Annotated in this window: 15 protein-coding genes and 2 tRNA genes; 9 read left to right on the top strand and 8 right to left on the bottom strand. The window is 63.5% G+C overall.

Annotation, left to right across the window (positions count from 1 at the left end; translation table 11 throughout):
- Window positions 1-4: 4 nt before the first annotated feature.
- Window positions 5-955, bottom strand: a complete 951-nt coding sequence (locus ACZYZ7_RS22605) for a LysR family transcriptional regulator (protein WP_463741862.1) — start codon at window positions 953-955, stop codon at window positions 5-7.
- Window positions 956-1,071: 116 nt separating this feature from the next.
- Between ACZYZ7_RS22605 and ACZYZ7_RS22600 the strand changes: the two genes are divergently transcribed.
- Window positions 1,072-3,363: an FdhF/YdeP family oxidoreductase gene (locus ACZYZ7_RS22600; RefSeq protein WP_135456387.1), complete on the top strand. Its 2,292-nt coding sequence runs from the start codon at window positions 1,072-1,074 to the stop codon at window positions 3,361-3,363.
- A complete protein-coding gene (fdhD, locus tag ACZYZ7_RS22595) occupies window positions 3,363-4,187 on the top strand; it encodes a formate dehydrogenase accessory sulfurtransferase FdhD (RefSeq protein ID WP_135456389.1) in 825 nt (274 codons plus the stop codon). Before ACZYZ7_RS22600 ends, fdhD begins: the two co-directional genes overlap by 1 nt.
- A 145-nt stretch (window positions 4,188-4,332) precedes the next feature.
- On the opposite strand, the gene clpX is transcribed toward fdhD, so the two are convergent.
- The 5 genes from clpX to ACZYZ7_RS22570 form a co-directional block, all read right to left on the bottom strand.
- Window positions 4,333-5,613 (bottom strand): ATP-dependent Clp protease ATP-binding subunit ClpX, encoded by a 1,281-nt coding sequence (gene clpX, locus ACZYZ7_RS22590; protein ID WP_135456391.1) that lies wholly within the window; start codon window positions 5,611-5,613, stop codon window positions 4,333-4,335.
- 407 nt (window positions 5,614-6,020) lie between these two features.
- On the bottom strand, window positions 6,021-6,665 hold the full coding sequence (clpP2, locus tag ACZYZ7_RS22585; protein WP_135456393.1) for an ATP-dependent CLP protease proteolytic subunit ClpP2: 645 nt from the start codon (window positions 6,663-6,665) through the stop codon (window positions 6,021-6,023).
- Complete coding sequence (locus ACZYZ7_RS22580) at window positions 6,662-7,264, bottom strand: ATP-dependent Clp protease proteolytic subunit (protein ID WP_463741945.1); 603 nt, start codon at window positions 7,262-7,264, stop codon at window positions 6,662-6,664. Before ACZYZ7_RS22580 ends, clpP2 begins: the two co-directional genes overlap by 4 nt.
- Before the next feature lie 106 nt (window positions 7,265-7,370).
- Window positions 7,371-8,768, bottom strand: coding sequence for a trigger factor (gene tig / locus ACZYZ7_RS22575; protein WP_463741861.1), 1,398 nt, complete (start codon window positions 8,766-8,768; stop codon window positions 7,371-7,373).
- Window positions 8,769-8,810: 42 nt separating this feature from the next.
- Window positions 8,811-8,884, bottom strand: a tRNA-Pro gene (locus ACZYZ7_RS22570).
- A gap of 126 nt (window positions 8,885-9,010) precedes the next feature.
- Between ACZYZ7_RS22570 and ACZYZ7_RS22565 the strand changes: the two genes are divergently transcribed.
- From ACZYZ7_RS22565 to ACZYZ7_RS22555, 3 genes are all read left to right on the top strand, one after another.
- A tRNA-Gly gene (locus ACZYZ7_RS22565) sits at window positions 9,011-9,084 on the top strand.
- 486 nt (window positions 9,085-9,570) lie between these two features.
- Window positions 9,571-10,665, top strand: coding sequence for an LPO_1073/Vpar_1526 family protein (locus ACZYZ7_RS22560; protein ID WP_463741860.1), 1,095 nt, complete (start codon window positions 9,571-9,573; stop codon window positions 10,663-10,665).
- A 799-nt stretch (window positions 10,666-11,464) separates the two neighbouring features.
- On the top strand, window positions 11,465-12,646 hold the full coding sequence (locus ACZYZ7_RS22555) for a TIGR02391 family protein (protein WP_463741859.1): 1,182 nt from the start codon (window positions 11,465-11,467) through the stop codon (window positions 12,644-12,646).
- A 408-nt stretch (window positions 12,647-13,054) separates the two neighbouring features.
- Here ACZYZ7_RS22555 and ACZYZ7_RS22550 read toward each other — a convergent pair whose 3' ends face one another.
- On the bottom strand, window positions 13,055-13,576 hold the full coding sequence (locus ACZYZ7_RS22550) for an MBOE_33420 family protein (RefSeq protein ID WP_463741858.1): 522 nt from the start codon (window positions 13,574-13,576) through the stop codon (window positions 13,055-13,057).
- 4 nt (window positions 13,577-13,580) lie between these two features.
- A complete protein-coding gene (locus ACZYZ7_RS22545) occupies window positions 13,581-13,727 on the bottom strand; it encodes a hypothetical protein (RefSeq protein WP_463741857.1) in 147 nt (48 codons plus the stop codon).
- 165 nt (window positions 13,728-13,892) lie between these two features.
- Between ACZYZ7_RS22545 and ACZYZ7_RS22540 the strand changes: the two genes are divergently transcribed.
- From ACZYZ7_RS22540 to ACZYZ7_RS22525, 4 genes are all read left to right on the top strand, one after another.
- Complete coding sequence (locus tag ACZYZ7_RS22540) at window positions 13,893-14,174, top strand: GlsB/YeaQ/YmgE family stress response membrane protein (RefSeq protein WP_090431823.1); 282 nt, start codon at window positions 13,893-13,895, stop codon at window positions 14,172-14,174.
- 341 nt (window positions 14,175-14,515) lie between these two features.
- Complete coding sequence (locus tag ACZYZ7_RS22535; RefSeq protein WP_463741856.1) at window positions 14,516-15,136, top strand: maleylpyruvate isomerase family mycothiol-dependent enzyme; 621 nt, start codon at window positions 14,516-14,518, stop codon at window positions 15,134-15,136.
- A gap of 171 nt (window positions 15,137-15,307) precedes the next feature.
- The gene (locus tag ACZYZ7_RS22530; protein WP_463741855.1) at window positions 15,308-16,495 is read left to right on the top strand and encodes a serine hydrolase domain-containing protein; all 1,188 of its coding nucleotides are present in this window, start codon (window positions 15,308-15,310) and stop codon (window positions 16,493-16,495) included.
- Window positions 16,496-16,546: 51 nt separating this feature from the next.
- A complete protein-coding gene (locus ACZYZ7_RS22525) occupies window positions 16,547-17,374 on the top strand; it encodes a DUF1542 domain-containing protein (RefSeq protein WP_463741854.1) in 828 nt (275 codons plus the stop codon).
- Window positions 17,375-17,400: the final 26 nt, after the last annotated feature.

Below are 17,400 nucleotides of genomic sequence, written 5' to 3'. Positions count from 1 at the left end.
CGCTCTACGCAAGCCCGGGGCTTGCGGGCCCCGTCGCGTCCCAGCCGTCGATGCGGCTGCCGAGGTCGAGATCGGCAGCCACCTCGACGAGCGCGGCGGCCACGATCGACGCGGGCTCACGGTCGAGCACCACCAGGCCGATCGCCGGGCGCGGACCGTGCTGCACCATCGGCCGCGCAGCAAAGCCCGGAGGCACACCGAGCAGTGGCAGCCATGCAGTGGATGCGATGGTCGCGCGCGGCGAATTCGTCAGGTGCGCATACAGCGCGTCGACCGAATCCGCCTCCACCACTGGGCGGTAGCGCACCCCTTCGGCGGCCATGTTGGCATCGAGGATGCGCCGGTTGCGCATCGTGGTGGTCAGCAAGCAGAGTTCCAGTCCGGCCGCATCCGACCACGCGATCTCCGGTTGACACATCAGTGCATCATCGGCCGGAGCCACCAGGACATAGCGCTCCCGGTACATCTCCACCGACCTGGTTCCGGGCGGGGCTTCGTCATCGAGATAGGTCAACCCGGCGTCGATCTCGAAGTCGGCCAGCCGGCGCGCGATCTCTCGCGATGACAGCGCCTCGAAGCGCACCGACGCCGCCGGATTGCGGCGCAGGAACTCGGTGGTGATGAACGGGCCGGTGGGCACCGCCGTCGGGATCGCCCCGATCCGGGCCGTGACGGTCAACCGCCCGCGCATGCGGTCGATATCGGCGAGCATCTCATCGCGCTCCGCGACGATCCGCTGGGCCCACGTCACGACCCGCTGCCCCTCTTCGGTGAATCCTTCGAACCGATGTCCCCGCTGCACGATGACGATGCCCAATTCGCGCTCCAAGCGGCGGATCCCCACCGACAGCGTCGGCTGACTCACGTGGCACCGCGCGGCCGCCCTGCCGAAGTGCCGCTCGGACGCGAGCGCCAGCAGGTAGTCGAGTTGCTGTAGCAGCACATCGCTCGCCATGGATCCCGCATTCGTCGCAGTTCGATAGAAATCATCTATCACTGCATGTGAAATATCGAATGTCGACGCCCGCCAAGCGGCGTGTCTCGTGATTTTCGGGTATTAGATTGAATTTCATGACTCGCGCCCAGGACATCGATGCCGACTACGACGAGTACAAAATCATCAGCACGGGCGCCAAAGACGAGGCCGCAGGTGTCAAGGCGGTCCTGGTCAGCATGCAGCGCGGACTCGAGCAGATGGGCCCGCTGCGCACCGCCGCCGCATTGACCAGGCTCAACCAGCGGCACGGCTTCGACTGCCCGGGTTGCGCGTGGCCCGAGGAGCACGGTGGCCGCAAGCTGGCCGAGTTCTGCGAGAACGGCGCCAAGGCTGTCGCGGAGGAAGCCACCAAACGCGTCGTGACACCGGATTTCTTCGCCCGCCACAGCGTCGCCGAACTCGAGGCCAAGCCCGAGTACTGGCTGTCTCAGCAGGGCCGGCTGACCCAGCCGATGGTGCTCACACCCGGCGAGGAGCACTACCGGCCTATCGAATGGGATGACGCGTACCGCCTCATCGCCGTACACCTCAATGCGCTGGACTCCCCCGACGAGGCACTGTTCTACACCTCCGGGCGCACCAGCAACGAGGCGGCGTTCCTCTATCAGCTGATGGTCCGCAGCTTCGGCACCAACAACCTGCCGGACTGCTCGAACATGTGCCACGAATCCTCGGGCACCGCGCTGACCGAATCGATCGGCATCGGCAAGGGCTCCGTCACCGTCGAGGACGTCACCGAGGCCGACCTGATCCTGATCGCCGGGCAGAATCCGGGCACCAACCACCCGCGCATGTTGTCGGTGCTGGAGAAGGCAAAAGCCAACGGCGCCAAGATCGTTGCGATCAACCCCCTGCCCGAGGCCGGGCTCATCCGGTTCAAGGATCCGCAGAAGGTGCACGGTGTTGTCGGGCACGGCGTGCCGATCGCCGACGAGTTCGTCCAGATCCGGCTCGGTGGGGACATGGCACTGTTCGCCGGCCTGGGCCGGTTGCTGCTGGAGGCGGAGGACGCCGCCCCGGGCACGGTGTTGGACCGGGAGTTCATCGAGGCCCATTGCGCGGGCTTCGACGACTATGCCCGCCAGACGCGGGCGGTCGACCTGGCCACTGTGACCGAGGCCAGCGGTATCGACGAGACCCAGCTGCGCCGCGTCGCCGACATGCTGATCGCCTCGCAGCGCACGGTGATCTGCTGGGCGATGGGCCTGACCCAACACCGCCACGCGGTGGCGACGATCGGCGAGGCGACCAACCTGCTGTTCATGCGCGGCATGATCGGCAAGCCGGGTGCGGGCGTGTGCCCGGTGCGCGGGCATTCCAACGTCCAGGGCGATCGGACCATGGGCATCTGGGAGAAGATGCCCGAGAAGTTCCTGGATGCGCTCGACAACAGGTTCGGCATCGCCAGCCCGCGCAAGCACGGCTACGACACCGTCGATGCGATCCGCGCCATGCGCGATGGCCGTGCCAAGGTCTTCATCGGGATGGGAGGCAACTTCGTCTCCGCCACCCCAGACACCGAGGTCACCGAGGCCGGTTTGCGCAGTTGCGCTCTGACCGTTCAGATTTCGACGAAGCTGAACCGCAGTCACCTGGTTCACGGTCGCACCGCGCTCATCCTGCCTACCCTCGGACGCACCGACAAAGATTTCCAGGCCGGCGCAAAACAGATGGTGTCCGTTGAGGATTCGATGTCGATGGTGCACCTGTCCCGCGGCGGCCTGACGCCGCCGAGCGAGCACTTACGCAGTGAGGTCGCGATCGTCTGTCAGCTGGCTCGCGCACTACTGGGCCCTGGCCATCCGGTGCCGTGGGAGCAGTTCAACGCCGACTATGACCGCATCCGCGACGCCATCGCCGACGTGGTACCCGGCTGCGAGAACTACAACACCAAGGTGCGTCAGCCCGACGGGTTCCAGCTGCCTCATCCACCCCGCGATTCCCGCGAATTCCGCACCACCACAGGTAAGGCCAACTTCTCGGTGTATCCGCTGGAATGGGTGGAGGTACCGCAAGGACGCCTGGTGCTGCAGACGCTGCGCAGCCACGACCAGTACAACACCACCATCTACGGCCTGGACGACCGCTACCGCGGCGTGAAGGGTGGCCGCCGCGTGGTGTTCGTCAACCCCGCAGACATCGAAGCCATGGGCTTGGCCGACGGAGACCGCGTGGACCTCGTGTCGGAATTCGACGGGCAGGAGCGCCGCGCGAAGGACTTCCTGATCGTCGCCTACTCCACCCCGAGAGGCAACGCCGCGGCGTACTACCCGGAAACCAATCCGCTGGTGCCGCTTGATCACACGGCCAAGAAATCGAACACGCCGGTGTCGAAGGCCGTCGTAATCCGGTTGGAGGGGGCCTAGTGGGCCGGGTCACCGCCCGCCGACGCGCCCACCACCTGACCGGCGCCACGGCCGAGGCCCGCCCGGAAACGCTGGTGGTCGAGGAGCCGCTGGAGATCCGCGTCGACGGCACGCCCATCACTGTCACGATGCGCACCCCGGGCGCCGATGTCGAGCTGGCCCAAGGGTTTCTGCTGACCGAGGGCTTGATCGCGCAGCGTGAGGACCTGGTGTCGGTGCGTTACTGCCGGGGTGCCAACGAGGACGGAATCAACACCTACAACGTGTTGGACGCCACCTTGGCCCCTGACGTGCCCAAGCCCGATGTTGACGTGACCCGCAACTTCTACACCACTTCGTCGTGCGGGGTGTGCGGCAAGGCCTCATTGGAGGCGGTGCGGTTGAGCAGCAAGCACTGTCCCGGCGATGACCCGTCGACGGTTCCCGCCACGCTGCTCTCGGCGATGCCCCGGCAACTTCGGGCTGCGCAGAAGGTCTTCGCCAGCACCGGCGGCCTGCACGCCGCAGCGCTGTTCACCGTCGACGGTGACATGCTCGTCGTCCGTGAGGACATCGGCAGGCACAACGCCGTCGACAAGGTGATCGGCTGGGCGCTGGAGCACAACCGGATTCCGTTGAGCGCCACGGTCCTTCTGGTCAGCGGCCGGGCCTCGTTCGAGCTCACCCAGAAGGCCGTGATGGCGGGCATCCCGATCCTGGCCGCGGTGTCCGCGCCGTCCTCGCTGGCCGTCGATCTGGCCGGCCAATCCGGCCTGACCCTGGTGGCCTTCCTGCGGGGCGATTCGATGAACGTCTACACCCGCCCTGACCGCGTGCAGCAGTGATGGCAAAGAAATTCCGGTTCGCGCAGCGGCTGTTGCGTTCGGTGACGCCGGTCTAGCGGCTTACCGACCGAACCCCGGCGAAAATGCACTCAGGGTCGTGATCCGGCTGGGATCACGACCCTGAGTGCAATGTGGGCGTATCGGACTATGCGGTCTTGTCGCGACGCTCAGAGCGCGACGGCTTGCGCGGCACGATGGTCGGCAGCACGTTGTCCTGCACGGTCTCCTTGGTGACGACCACCTTGGCGACGTCGTCGCGGCTGGGGATGTCGTACATCACCGGCAGCAGGACTTCCTCCATGATGGCGCGCAGGCCGCGGGCACCGGTGCCGCGGTGGATGGCCTGATCGGCGATCGCCTCCAGCGCCTCTTCGGTGAACTCCAACTCCACGCCGTCCATCTCGAACAGCCGGACATACTGCTTCACCAGAGCGTTCTTCGGCTCGGAGAGGATCTTGACCAAGGACTCCTTGTCCAGGTTGGTCACCGAGGCCACGACCGGCAGGCGGCCGATGAACTCGGGGATCAGACCGAACTTGATCAGGTCCTCGGGCATCACCTCGGCGAAGTGGTCCTGGGTGTCGATCTCGGCCTTGGACCGCACCTCGGCACCGAAGCCCAGACCGCGCTTGCCGACCCGGTCGGAGACGATCTTCTCCAGGCCCGCGAACGCACCCGCCACGATGAACAGCACGTTGGTGGTGTCGATCTGGATGAATTCCTGGTGCGGATGCTTACGGCCACCCTGCGGTGGAACCGAGGCCTGCGTGCCTTCCAGGATCTTCAGCAGGGCCTGCTGCACACCCTCGCCGGAGACGTCGCGGGTGATCGACGGGTTCTCGCTCTTGCGGGCGATCTTGTCGACCTCGTCGATGTAGATGATGCCGGTCTCGGCGCGCTTGACGTCGTAGTCGGCGGCCTGAATCAGCTTGAGCAGAATGTTCTCGACGTCCTCGCCCACGTACCCGGCCTCGGTCAGCGCGGTCGCATCGGCGATGGCGAACGGCACGTTGAGCATCTTGGCCAGCGTCTGGGCCAGGTAGGTCTTACCGCAGCCGGTGGGGCCCAGCATGAGGATGTTGGACTTGGTGAGCTCGACCGGCTCGGAGCGCGAATCGCGGGACTTCTCCTGGGCCTGGATGCGCTTGTAGTGGTTGTAGACAGCCACGGCCAGCGTGCGCTTCGCGGTGTCCTGACCGATGACGTAGCCCTCGAGGAAGTCACGGATCTCCGCGGGTTTGGGCAGCTCGTCGAGCTTGACGTCGTCAGCGTCGGCGAGTTCCTCCTCGATGATCTCGTTGCACAGATCGATGCACTCGTCGCAGATGTACACGCCCGGACCGGCAATGAGCTTTTTGACCTGCTTTTGACTCTTGCCGCAGAACGAGCACTTCAGCAGGTCACCGCCGTCTCCAATGCGCGCCATGTGGGGGGGTCCTACTTCCTGTTTGCAGTCGGTCGTTACGCCAGTTGCTGGGTCACCTCGGGCGTAAACCCGACGCTACCCGTTCGTTCCGTCGCGGTGCGACCGATAAGGCCGAATCGCTCCGGTGGTATTTGTTCACGTGCAGGAGAACATATCTCTCCTTGCGGCCCGTCACCCGTCGGCACGCTGACTGTGTCCTTGGCGTGTCGTTGTGGAGCGGGGACGAGTAGTCGAACGACCTGGTCCTTGTGCGGCATTCGCCGTGGTCGAGGGTACCGGCACCACCCCGACGCCTACGGAAGCGCAGGTCAGCGGATCTTTCAGACTCCCCCACGACGACGCACGCCCCGCACCGGAGGTAACCGGGCAGGGCGTGTGTCATCAGGCTGGGGGTTGCCGCTGTACTACTAGGCCTGAGCGGACAGCTTGCGGTACTCCAGGACCGTGTCGATGATCCCGTAGTCCTTGGCATCGGCCGCGGTGAGGATCTTGTCGCGGTCGGTGTCCTTGCGGATGACCTCGGGATCCTTACCGGTGTGGCGGGCGAGCGTGCTCTCCATCAGGGTGCGCATCCGCTCGATCTCGGCGGCCTGGATCTCCAGGTCCGAGAACTGCCCCTGGATCACTCCGGACAGCGACGGCTGGTGGATCAGCACCCGGGCGTTGGGCAGCGCCAGGCGCTTGCCGGGGGTACCGGCGGCCAGCAGCACCGCGGCGGCCGAGGCGGCCTGCCCGAGGCACACCGTCTGGATGTCGGCACGCACGTACTGCATGGTGTCGTAGATCGCCATCAGCGAGGTGAACGAGCCACCGGGCGAGTTGATGTACATGGTGATGTCGCGGTCGGGATCCAGCGACTCCAGCACGAGCAGCTGGGCCATGATGTCGTTGGCCGACGCGTCGTCCACCTGCACGCCGAGGAAGATGATGCGTTCCTCGAACAGCTTGTTGTACGGGTTGGATTCCTTGACGCCGAAGCTCGAGTGCTCGATGAACGACGGCAGGATGTAGCGAGCCTGCGGCTGAAGGCGGGGATCAGTGTGGTCGGTCATTTGTCCAGTCCTGCTCCCGGTCCGGTGCCGTTGATGTTGGCGCTGGTGATGATGTGGTCGACGAACCCGTATTCCAGAGCTTCCGGCGCGGTGAACCAGCGGTCGCGGTCGGAGTCGGCCTCGATCTGCTCGACGGACTTGCCGGTGAACTCTGCGTTCAGCCGGAACATTTCCTTCTTGATGACGTGGAACTGCTCAGCCTGGATGGCGATGTCCGCGGCACTGCCGGTGACACCACCGAGCGGCTGGTGCATCAGCACCCGGGCGTGCGGCAGGGCGTGACGCTTGCCCTTGGTGCCCGCAGCGAGCAGGAACTCACCCATCGAGGCGGCCATGCCCATCGCGTAGGTGGCGATGTCACACGGCGCCAGGACCATCGTGTCGTAGATGGCCATGCCGGCGCTGATCGAGCCGCCGGGCGAGTTGATGTAGAGGTGGATGTCCTTGGTCGGATCCTCCGCCGACAGCAACAGGATCTGCGCGCACAGCTTGTTGGCGATGTCGTCGTCCACTTGGGAACCCAGGAAGATGATCCGCTCGGCAAGCAAGCGCTCATAGACGGAGTCGACGAGGCTGAACCCGCTCCCGTTCGAACGCATGTCAGTCACGACTGGATACCTGCTTTCTCTTACGCATTGGTACTGACGACACTAACGAAACTGGGGCGCCACGCACTCCCGTACGGGGCTGCGTTCGCTCACAGCGTCACTCGGCGGCGTCAGCGTCCTTGTCGTCGGCCTCGTCAGCAGCCTCGTCGTCGGCGCCCTCGACCTGCGCAGCCTCGGCCGGACCGAAGAACTCCGTGGTGTCGATCACGGTGCCGTCGGTATCGGTCACGGTGGCGGCGTGCACCACAGCGGCGATGGTCAGTCCACGGCGCACGTCGGCGAACATGGCCGGCAGCTGGTTGTTCTGCTGCAGGATCTGGATCAGCTGCTGGGGCTCGATGCCGTACTGACGCGACATCAGCACGAGACGCTCGGTGAGGTCGTTCTGACCGACCTGAATGTCGAGCTTGTCGGCGACGGCATCCATCAGCAGCTGGGTCTTGACGGCCTTTTCGGCGTTCGACTTGTTGTCGGCGTCGAATTCCTCACGGCTGCTGCCCTGTTCGGTCAGCTGCTCGGCGAACTTGTCCTCGTCGTGGTCGAGGCCGTGGATCGCATTGTGCAGGGAGTCGTCGATCTGGGCCTGAACGACCTTCTCCGGCAACGGAACCTCGGTCTGCTCCAGCAGGACCTCGATGGCCTTGTCGCGGATCTGCTCGGCCTGCTGCACGCTCTTGACCCGGCGCACCTGGTCGGTGAGGCTCTCCTTGAGCTCATCGATGGTGTCGAATTCGCTTGCCAGCTGGGCGAAGTCGTCGTCGGCCTCAGGCAGCTCGCGCTCCTTGACCGACTTCACGGTCACAGTCACGTCGGCGTCCTGGCCGGCGTATTCGCCGGCCGCCAGCTTGGTGGTGAAGACCTTGGACTCGCCGACCTTCAGGCCGGTGATCGCCTCGTCGAGGCCCTCGATCAGCTGACCGGAACCGACCTCGTGCGACAGGCCCTCGGTCGCGGCCTCGGGCACCTCGGTGCCGTCGACGGTGGCCGACAGGTCGATGGAGACGAAGTCGCCTTCCTGGGCGCCGCGCTCGACGCCGGTCAGGGTGCCGAAACGGGCCCGCAGCGACTGCAGCTCGGCGTCGACCGCCTCATCGTCGACCTCGATCGGATCGACAGTGATCTTGAGCGAGTCGAACTCGGGCAGGGTGATCTCGGGACGCACGTCGACCTCGGCGGTGAACGCCAGTTCCTGGCCGTCCTCCAGCTTGGTCACCTCGATCTCGGGCTGACCCAGCGGCTTGACGTCGGAAGCCGTGACGGCCTCGCTGTAGCGGCTCGGCAGCGCGTCGTTGACGACCTGCTCCAGCACCGCGCCGCGGCCGACGCGGGCCTCCAGCAACTTGCGCGGGGCCTTGCCCGGGCGGAAGCCGGGCAGGCGGACCTGCTGGGCCAGCGCCTTGAACGCGCGATCGAAATCAGGCTCAAGCTCGGTGAAGGGCACCTCCACATTGATGCGCACCCGGGTGGGGCTCAACTGCTCGACTGTGCTCTTCACTCTTCCTGCTCCTAGATAGTCCTGGTCGTACTGGCGGGTGAGTCGGGGTGACAGGATTTGAACCTGCGGCCTTCCGCTCCCAAAGCGGATGCGCTACCAAGCTGCGCTACACCCCGTGGTGGTGGTCGATCCGCTGCGGCAAAACCCGCGAACGGACCACGCGAGATACTACGTGCTGACGGCACGGAGCATTCAATTGGCTTTGATCGGGGGCACACCGGTACAGTGCTGATGCTGCACATGCGGGCGTAGCTCAATGGTAGAGCCCTAGTCTTCCAAACTAGCTACGCGGGTTCGATTCCCGTCGCCCGCTCCACAAGGACCGCCCTGATGGGGCGGTTTTTTGTTTGTCGGGCCGGTAGTTACCCCTCCGACGCCGTACCCCGGCTGTACCCCGTCCGGTCACACCGCCAAGTTCGCCGTGCCGCCGATGCGGCGTTTGATCAAGGAATCACAAGCGTGTCACTCGCACGTGTGATACTTGAACCGGGAGGTTCGCACATGGTCCCTGAGAGGCTCGCGTGGGCTGGCGGCGTCGTCATGTCCTGCATCGGCATCTACTTGTCTTTCGTGCCACTCGCGGGTCAACTGGGCCGCTGGATGGTCGTTGCGCTGGCAGGACTGGTAATCCTCGCGGCCATCCTGATGTTCCCATGGCGGCGGAGGCCGGACGGATCAGCCGCTCGCCTGGTAAGCGGCCTACAGCTATCGGGAAGCAACAACCGAGTGCAGATTGCGGGCGACCACGCTAATCAGGTGATGGGCAATCCCCGAATTCGAGGAGGCATCGGGGATCGCAACGGTGAGTGACATCCAGCGGGCGAGGGACAACGCCCTGCAACAGCAGTACAAGGCAGCAGTCCAGAATTTCTACGAGACGCACAACCATCAAATAGATGGCCAGGATGCCAAAGACTACCTACTAGAGCTGTTCCGAGAGAATTTTCCGGCACTGCACGCCGAGGCGATGGAAGCGGCGACTGCGTGCGCCGAAGATTTGGCCGTCGAAATCGTCGTGGAGATAGCCCAGAATAATCCCTCCCTCCTATCAAATCTTCGAAAGCCCCGGCTTCAGGCTGCGTTTGTATCGGCGCAGAAAAGTTATGCGGAGACTGGCGATCCCGACACCAAGACAGGTGATGTCAGTCTGGGTCGAGTCCTAGCAAAGCTCGTCAGTCAACTCGCCGCCGAGGAGACCGACGGGTTCGGCGAAATTGTGTTGCGCCAAGCTATTGAGATTGCGCCCAAACTCACTCGTCGCCAGATGAATTTCCTCAGTGTCACCGTTCTTTTTTCAAGTCTCCAGTGGCCGCCACTTTCAAGTGTGCAGGAAGTTGCAGCCATGCTCCATAACGCCTTCAACCCCTACTATCAGCAGATTCCCGCCAATTATCTTGAATATAGCTATATGACCGCTTCCGGGGTAGGGACGCTCTTATTCGGCAAGAGCCCGTACCAAGAAATTCTTGACAAGAACGCGGGAGCGACGCGAAAGTGGTTCGCAACCAACGACCTACCCCCAGAAACATCACCGGAATCACTTGCTGCAATCATCGAGCCCGATCCGGACTCCAATGAACGGTGGCGACTGCACGAAGACGTCGGCGCATTACTCAACGAAACGTTGAAAGGTCTCACATTCAAAACAAAGCAGGACGTTCGTAAATTCGTCGCTGCTCAATACCTTTCAATCGACGAATTAAAAGCAGCCTTCGCCGAAGAGATACCCAATCTCGCCGAATTTCTCGGCCACCTCGAATCGACGAAAGCACTCGGGTTTATCCCCAATGCAGTCGGCTATCTGCTTGCCAAAGAAGAGTTGTCCCTGCGCTTTCCTGGAACGCCATTCGTCGAGAGCCTCGCAGCAGATCTCAAGAAAAACTTCGCAAGCGAATGACATTTTCCCGTGGGCCGTGGCGGCTGCCATCGCATCCAGGCCACCCACCGCCTCGGCGTGGCGTCGGAGTTGAACAGGTGCGCGTAAACCGCCAGCGTGGTGGCGACCTTGGCGTGTCCCATGAACCCAGGCGATCTCTAACGGTGGCGGCCCCGACGCGATGCACAGGGACGCGTAGGTACGCCCGCAGTGCGGTCGTGCGAATTGTGAGCGAACCCCGCGCCGAATGCTCTTGGTCTTGGGCGGCATCGCAACCAGCTTCCCACCGACCGATGCCACCAACTGCAGCCCCCTTGCGCAGCACCCCCGAGGTTGAACCGTTGTGTTCGGGTTCAGAGCCGGCTTCGACAGGAACACATCACTCCACGCAGACCCACATGCGTGGCAGCTCGCAAGCTGCTCCACTCGTTATCGACTGGCTCGAAGTTGTCCGTCGCGTGCATAGGGTAATTTCCGGCCGGGAACTGCTCGGCTGCGACTCCACGCCGGCGAAAATAGACCTTCCATCGACGCGAGCGTCCAAACAGGTTGTGTAGCAGTAGATTAGAGCGCTTGCAGCGCCTGTCTGCACCGGGCTGCACGGTCCGGTGCGCGACAGAACCCCGACGCATCAATGGGATTTCCGCTATGTGCATGTGCAATCAGGGTCGCCAGAGACGCGCAGTCAGGCCGGTTATCCCACGTCGAAGATTAGAGAAGTTCGCACGATAGCCCCTGAGAGATCCTGAGCGGAGCTGTGGTCACATCGGCGAGCATGCGGCAAACAGATGTGCCAACTGCCAGTGGCACAATTGACCGCGTGGATCCCCAGCGGAAGATCGCGATTATCCAGAAGCAGGTCGACGCCGTCACCGACACTGGCGAGATCGCGAATGTCGATTTATGGCAGCACCAAAATGAGATCGCCCTACGCACTACGCTGGGGACGGACAACCCCACATACCAAAAGCTCCTGAAGGTACCGTTCACAGCGAGAGTCGCCGTCGTCGGCGGGTCAGGACTTCGGCCGGTCGATGCCGCACGCCAAAAAGGAATCCGCAGCTCTGTAGCCCTACTGGAGGCCGCGATCAGCGAGATCCTGCTGTGCAGCGAACACAGCCAGGCGAGCGAATCTTCATCACTCGCAGCAAGTTCAACCGCGCCGCCGACTACCGAAGCGACCGTGACTGCAAATAAGATCGAAATTGTCATTCACGATGACATCTACGATCATATCGAGCAGTACCTCGGGATCGGAAATTACTATCATGCCGTTGAAGAATCTTACAAAGTTGTACGCGAGAAGCTGAGAGAGTTAACAGGAAAGGAAAGGGCAACTGAAGTCTTCAACGATAATGCCCAAAGCGACAAGTTTTATGGCAGGCTGTTTGGCAAGCCTAAGCCCGACGATGAAGCGCAGAGAGACTTTTTCAAAGGTATTGGCTACCTACACCTAGGTGTTCAATTCCTTCGAAACGAGAAGGTGCACACGCCAGCACGTCCTCTTGACCGTAATCTTGCCGTGCACTATATCGCCCTCGCGAGCCTCGCATACGACCTGATTTCTCAGTATGTAAGCGACGAGACAATTCAGGAGATCGAACGATTTGTAGATTCCAAGCGTCGCAGCTACCCAACCGCCACGTCTTTCTATAACGATTTCAAAGACGGACACTGGTTGGAAGGTCTTACACCGCCAAACACTTTGAAACTGCGGTCCGTTCGAAAAGTGCTGAAGTCCAAGTGGCTCAACGAATTGGATTTCACATACAATTACGACCATAGCAACATCATGGCCATGCGCCTCGAATTGATAGCCGAGGACCTCACCCCACTCGAGGTAGAGGGATTGCTGGATCAACCCACCGAAAACACGTACGGAAATACTCAAGAGGCCGGGATGATACTGGAAATCATGCTGTTCATGAAGAAGCGATATCCAGATCGTGTAACACAGAATATCCATGCCTGGATCTCAGATAAGCTGCAGATTGACTCCTGAACAGGGCGGTTGACCTTCCACTAGTAGTCGCTCCAACCCTTCGCTGCTTGGCGTCCTGCCGCCCATGTCCGCCGGAGATGACGCAAACGGCACTCGGAATCGAGACACACACGACGCCGCGGTAGCGCTGGAATCGACCCGTAGGGTGCATTTTGTTTGTAGCCCATGGGCCAAACATCTTCCCGCTAGAGGTATTTCGAATGGCGGCGTTGCCGCACGAGTCAAAACCTGTTCGAGTAATGTTCCGGCGTCGGTTTGTCATTGCTCCAGCAGCCACCGTGCAGAACGCCCCTACCAGCACGAATGCGCAAAGTGATCTCTTCCAAACTAGCGACGCGGGTTCGATTCCCGTCGCCCGCTCCACAAGGACCGCCCTGATGGGGCGGTTTTTTGTTTGTCGGGCCCCGATCACTGCGTCGGACCCGATGGTGGATCGATGGGTATCAGCGATATCGGCAGCCAGTGGGTTCCCGGTCCCTCACCTGGGCATCCGACTCCCCCGATGACCAGGGTGCGCTCCCCGAAGTAGCTGCCGTCAGGGTTCGGGATCCAGTAGTCCGAGCGCTGGGCCTGCACGGCGCTGCCGGGGTCGTTGCGATCGCAGAAGTAGGGATACTCACCGCTCGTTTCCCAGCGGTCGTTGTTCCATCTGTACTCGTAGGCCACCGGTGCGCCCGGGTTGCGGGCGTGGTCGTCCGTATTGTCCATGCGCGCAAGACATCCGTTCGCGTCGCACTTGGTGGTGAATTCGGCAGACACCGTTATCGGATTCATCGGTGTCGGCATTCCGTTGAACGTCTGCTTCGAGAAGTCGATGAACAGGTTGTAGTGCCCGTACAGCGGCGGTGGTTCGGCTCGATCCGCATGAGTGACCGGAGCCACGATCAATACGGCGCTTGCCGCGAGGGCTACTCCCAGCATGGTTTTCATAGCGTTAGTCGTCCTCGTCATCATCGCGGTGCGCCGCCTCGATCACCTCGGGCGGCACCGGCTTTTGGAGCCAGGCACGAATGCGCAATAGCCCACCGGCGACGACGCCAACGGCGAATATCGCGACGAGTACCCACAGCACGGTGGTCATGGCCCCGAATTATCCCGCCCCACCGCGCGCTGCGGCCGATTACCCACGAGTAGGCCACTGCCGGGTATCGCGCACATCTCAATACTGGCCGACTCCCGAAAATCGGAGGAAAGTGATGTGTATCACACCGCTTGCAAGAAGTCGGTTCGCACGAAAGGCAACGAGATGATCGGAGCAATTATCACCGCAGTCGTCGTCGGTGCGATTATCGGCGCACTCGCGCGACTCATCATGCCCGGTCGGCAGAATGTCAGCACACTCATGACGGTCGTGCTCGGCATTGCCGGAGCCCTTATCGGGTCCTGGCTCACCGCTGTCGTCGGATACACCAACTCGAACGGCGGATTCGCAATCGTCCCGTTCGTGGTCGGTGTCGTGGTCGCGATTGTGTTGATCGCCATCTACACGGCCCTGTCAGGCCGACGCGGCACGCCCGTCGGGCACTGAGCAGGACAGCCGCCGGCTCCGCCGATCCCCTGTCCTCATGATCGGCGGAGCCCATTATTGGCGCCGTCACCGATTGAACATGCTCCTGGCGCCACGACCAAGGCATTGCGGAATGTATGCACATCGTGGCGCTCAATTATCGCGGTGATTTATTTCGTTTCCGTCTGGAATACCAGCAAATCCCATGCCCAAATTGGCGCGCCTGCCCGGCAAATACGTTCATCAACAACGTCCGGATTTCGCGATACGTGGATCGCGTGAGTCGACCGGGTATGCCCCGAATTGGCCGGGCTGCTTAGATCTTGTTGGCTGAGTATGGCTTTCGAGCGACGGGGGTGCGAATGATCAGTGTCCGCGCCCTGGCCCACCGGGAACGCCGGGAATTCGCCGATCTGCTCGACGGCCTGGCTCCGCACGAATGGCAGGCACCGAGCTTGTGTGCGGGCTGGAATGTCCGCGACGTCGTCGCCCACACGGTCGCCTATCTGGACCAGACCCGGCTGCGGCTCACTGGAGCGATGCTGGCAGCGCGGGGGCAGGTGGACCGGATCAACGAGTCGGCGCTGGTCCACCATGCCGCGCTGGAGCCCGACGAACTGCGCATCCTGATGCGGGCCGGCACCGATCCGTCGGGTGCGGGCGCGCTCTACGGCTGCCGGGTGGCCCTGATCGAATGCCTGATCCACCAGCAGGACATCCGGCGCCCGCTCGGGCAGTCACGCAGCATTCCGGCCGACGCACTGCTTGCCTCCCTGGCGTTTGCGCGGATCAGCCCGGTGATCGGCGGAGGCCGCCGCACCCGGGGGCTGCGATTGATCGCCGACGATCTCGGCTGGTCGGCCGGCCGCGGGCCTGAGATTCGTGGACCAGGCGAGGCGCTGTTGCTGGCGATGACGGGACGCGTTCAGGCGGTCGCCGACCAGCTGCGAGGTCCGGGCCTGGCCCACCTGCGCAGACCATGAAACATCCGGTCTCGATCCGGCGTCGAATCGGCGCAGGCCCGACGCCAACCTCGTAACGATCCGACTGCGCCCATCGATTCAGTTAACGGGCCGCCCCTAGCATCGGGCAGTGACGTGTATCGGCATTCTGCCGAGTTATCGCCCACATCCGTTGCCACCGCTGGAGGACCGTTGAGAAGTCAGCCGATCGATGCGATCGACGGCTTCTGCACGTCCGAATTCTCCCGGGTGCGCGATGCCTTCGCGGACAACTTCGCCCACCACAAAGAGGTCGGCGCTGCCGTCGCGGTCTGGGTCGAAGGCGACCTGGTGGTCAACCTGTGGGGCGGATCGGCCGACGCGGCAGGCACCAGGCCATGGCAGCAGGACACCCTGGCCAGTGTGTATTCCGGATCCAAGGGGCTGCTGAGCACCTGCATCCATCTGTTGGCCGACCGCGGCGAGATCGACCTGGATGCGCCGGTGGCCCGCTATTGGCCCGAGTTCGGCCAGGCCGGAAAGCAGGACATCACCATCGCCATGGTGCTGGGCCACCGCTCCGGCGTGATCGGCCCGCGCGAACCGATGAGCTGGCAGCAGGTGACCGACTGGGACGCGGTGTGCGCCCGGATCGCCGCCGCGACGCCGTGGTGGCCCCCAGGCACCGCGCAGGGCTACCACGTGGTGACCTTCGGCTTCATCCTCGGCGAAGTCGTGCGCCGGGTCACGGGCCGCACCCTGGGCCAGTACCTACGCACCGAGATCGCCGAACCGCTGGGCGCCGACATCCACATCGGCCTGCCTGCCTGGCACCATCACCGGTGCGCGGAGATGGTGAACAAGCCGTCGGTGCGCAGTCTGCTGGCCGACAACCTGGTCAACGAACCGCCGGCCTCCCTCGACGACCATCCGATGGCCGGCTGGGCGGTGTCGATGGACTTCGTGCCGGATGACGAACTGGGCGTGCAAGCCCTGGACACCTGGCGCTCGGCCGAGTTCCCGAGCACCAACGCGCACGTCACCGCGCTCGGCATGGCGACCTTCTACAACGCACTGGCCCAGGAGAAACTGCTGACCCGCGACCACATGGAGCGCTGCCGGGTCTCCCAGGGCGGATTCGACGCCGACATGGTGCTGGGCGCGCGAGTCGCCGATCACGGCTGGGGTCTGGGCTACATGCTCAACCAGCGCGGCGTGGCCGGGCCGAACACGGGCATCTTCGGGCACGGTGGATCGGGTGGTTCGTTCGCCTTCGTCGACCTGGAGCACCGGATCGGCTACGCGTACGTGATGAACTACTTCGACGCCACCAAGTGCAATGCCGACCCGCGCACGGTCGCGCTGTCCAACGAGGTGTACTCCGCTCTCGGCGTAATTTGAGTTCTCTTCGAGGACCCGGAAACGCCGATTTCCGTCGGTACGCTGGACGCCATGAACAGCGTTTTGCTGGTACTCATCGTTCTTGTCATCGCCGCGATCGCGTTCGCTGTCTACAGCTCGTCGCAGGCCAACGGCCGTCGCTCCGCGGAGTCACTGGCCGATGCCAAGGCTGACGCCCGCCGGCTGATCGAGCGTCTCGGCGGGCAGGTGCTCAACCTGACCGGCTCCGACGACGCCTCCAAGCAGGCGCTGGCCGACGCCTCCGAGCGGTACACCGCCGCGTCCTCACAGATCGATCAGGCCACCACCGCCAAGCAGGCCGTGCTGGCCAAGGAGAGCGCGATCGAGGGGCTCTACTACGTGCGCGCGGCCCGTACCACGATGGGCATGGACCCGGGTCCCGAGTTGGAGTCGTTGACCGGACAACGTGCGGCGGGCGCGGTGACCGAGGACCGCCGAATCAACTTCGAGGGCCGCGAGATCGAGGCCTCCCCGACTCCGTCGCAGCGCACCCCGAACTACTACCCCGGCGGCCGGGTGGCCGGACGCCCGGTGCCCGCCGGCTGGTACTCCGAACCGTGGTGGAAGCCGGCCCTGGTGGCCGGCGCCTGGGGCCTGGGTTCGGTGCTGCTGTTCGACGCGATGTTCTCCGGTATGCACGGAGTCAACTACGGCGCACAGGGATTCGAAAGCGGTTACGGTGACGGCTATTCCGACGGTTTCGCCGCGGGCCAGGACACCGGGGGCGACGCCGGGGCGTTGGATGGCGGTGACGCCGGCGGTGGCGACTGGGGCGGAACGGACGCCAGCGGCTGGGACGGCGGCGGATTCGACGGTGGCGGCTTCGGCGACTTCGGCGGTGATTTCGGGGGCTTCTGACCCCGCCCAGCAGACTCCTGACTTCC

It is taken from the genome of Mycobacterium sp. IDUB_17, from assembly GCF_055419465.1.
Note: the sequence above shows the minus strand (reverse complement) of the source record. Positions and strands in the feature narration are given on the sequence as shown.

What these genes read in the sequence shown, in the direction of transcription:
- clpP2 (WP_135456393.1), bottom strand. Translation starts at nt 6,665, where the DNA reads ATGACCGACCACACTGATCCCCGCCTTCAGCCGCAGGCTCGCTACATC.
- ACZYZ7_RS22540 (WP_090431823.1), top strand. Translation starts at nt 13,893, where the DNA reads ATGATCGGAGCAATTATCACCGCAGTCGTCGTCGGTGCGATTATCGGC.
- ACZYZ7_RS22545 (WP_463741857.1), bottom strand. Translation starts at nt 13,727, where the DNA reads ATGACCACCGTGCTGTGGGTACTCGTCGCGATATTCGCCGTTGGCGTC.
- clpX (WP_135456391.1), bottom strand. Translation starts at nt 5,613, where the DNA reads ATGGCGCGCATTGGAGACGGCGGTGACCTGCTGAAGTGCTCGTTCTGC.
- ACZYZ7_RS22605 (WP_463741862.1), bottom strand. Translation starts at nt 955, where the DNA reads ATGGCGAGCGATGTGCTGCTACAGCAACTCGACTACCTGCTGGCGCTC.
- ACZYZ7_RS22535 (WP_463741856.1), top strand. Translation starts at nt 14,516, where the DNA reads ATGATCAGTGTCCGCGCCCTGGCCCACCGGGAACGCCGGGAATTCGCC.
- ACZYZ7_RS22525 (WP_463741854.1), top strand. Translation starts at nt 16,547, where the DNA reads ATGAACAGCGTTTTGCTGGTACTCATCGTTCTTGTCATCGCCGCGATC.
- ACZYZ7_RS22550 (WP_463741858.1), bottom strand. Translation starts at nt 13,576, where the DNA reads ATGAAAACCATGCTGGGAGTAGCCCTCGCGGCAAGCGCCGTATTGATC.
- ACZYZ7_RS22580 (WP_463741945.1), bottom strand. Translation starts at nt 7,264, where the DNA reads ATGCGTTCGAACGGGAGCGGGTTCAGCCTCGTCGACTCCGTCTATGAG.
- ACZYZ7_RS22600 (WP_135456387.1), top strand. Translation starts at nt 1,072, where the DNA reads ATGACTCGCGCCCAGGACATCGATGCCGACTACGACGAGTACAAAATC.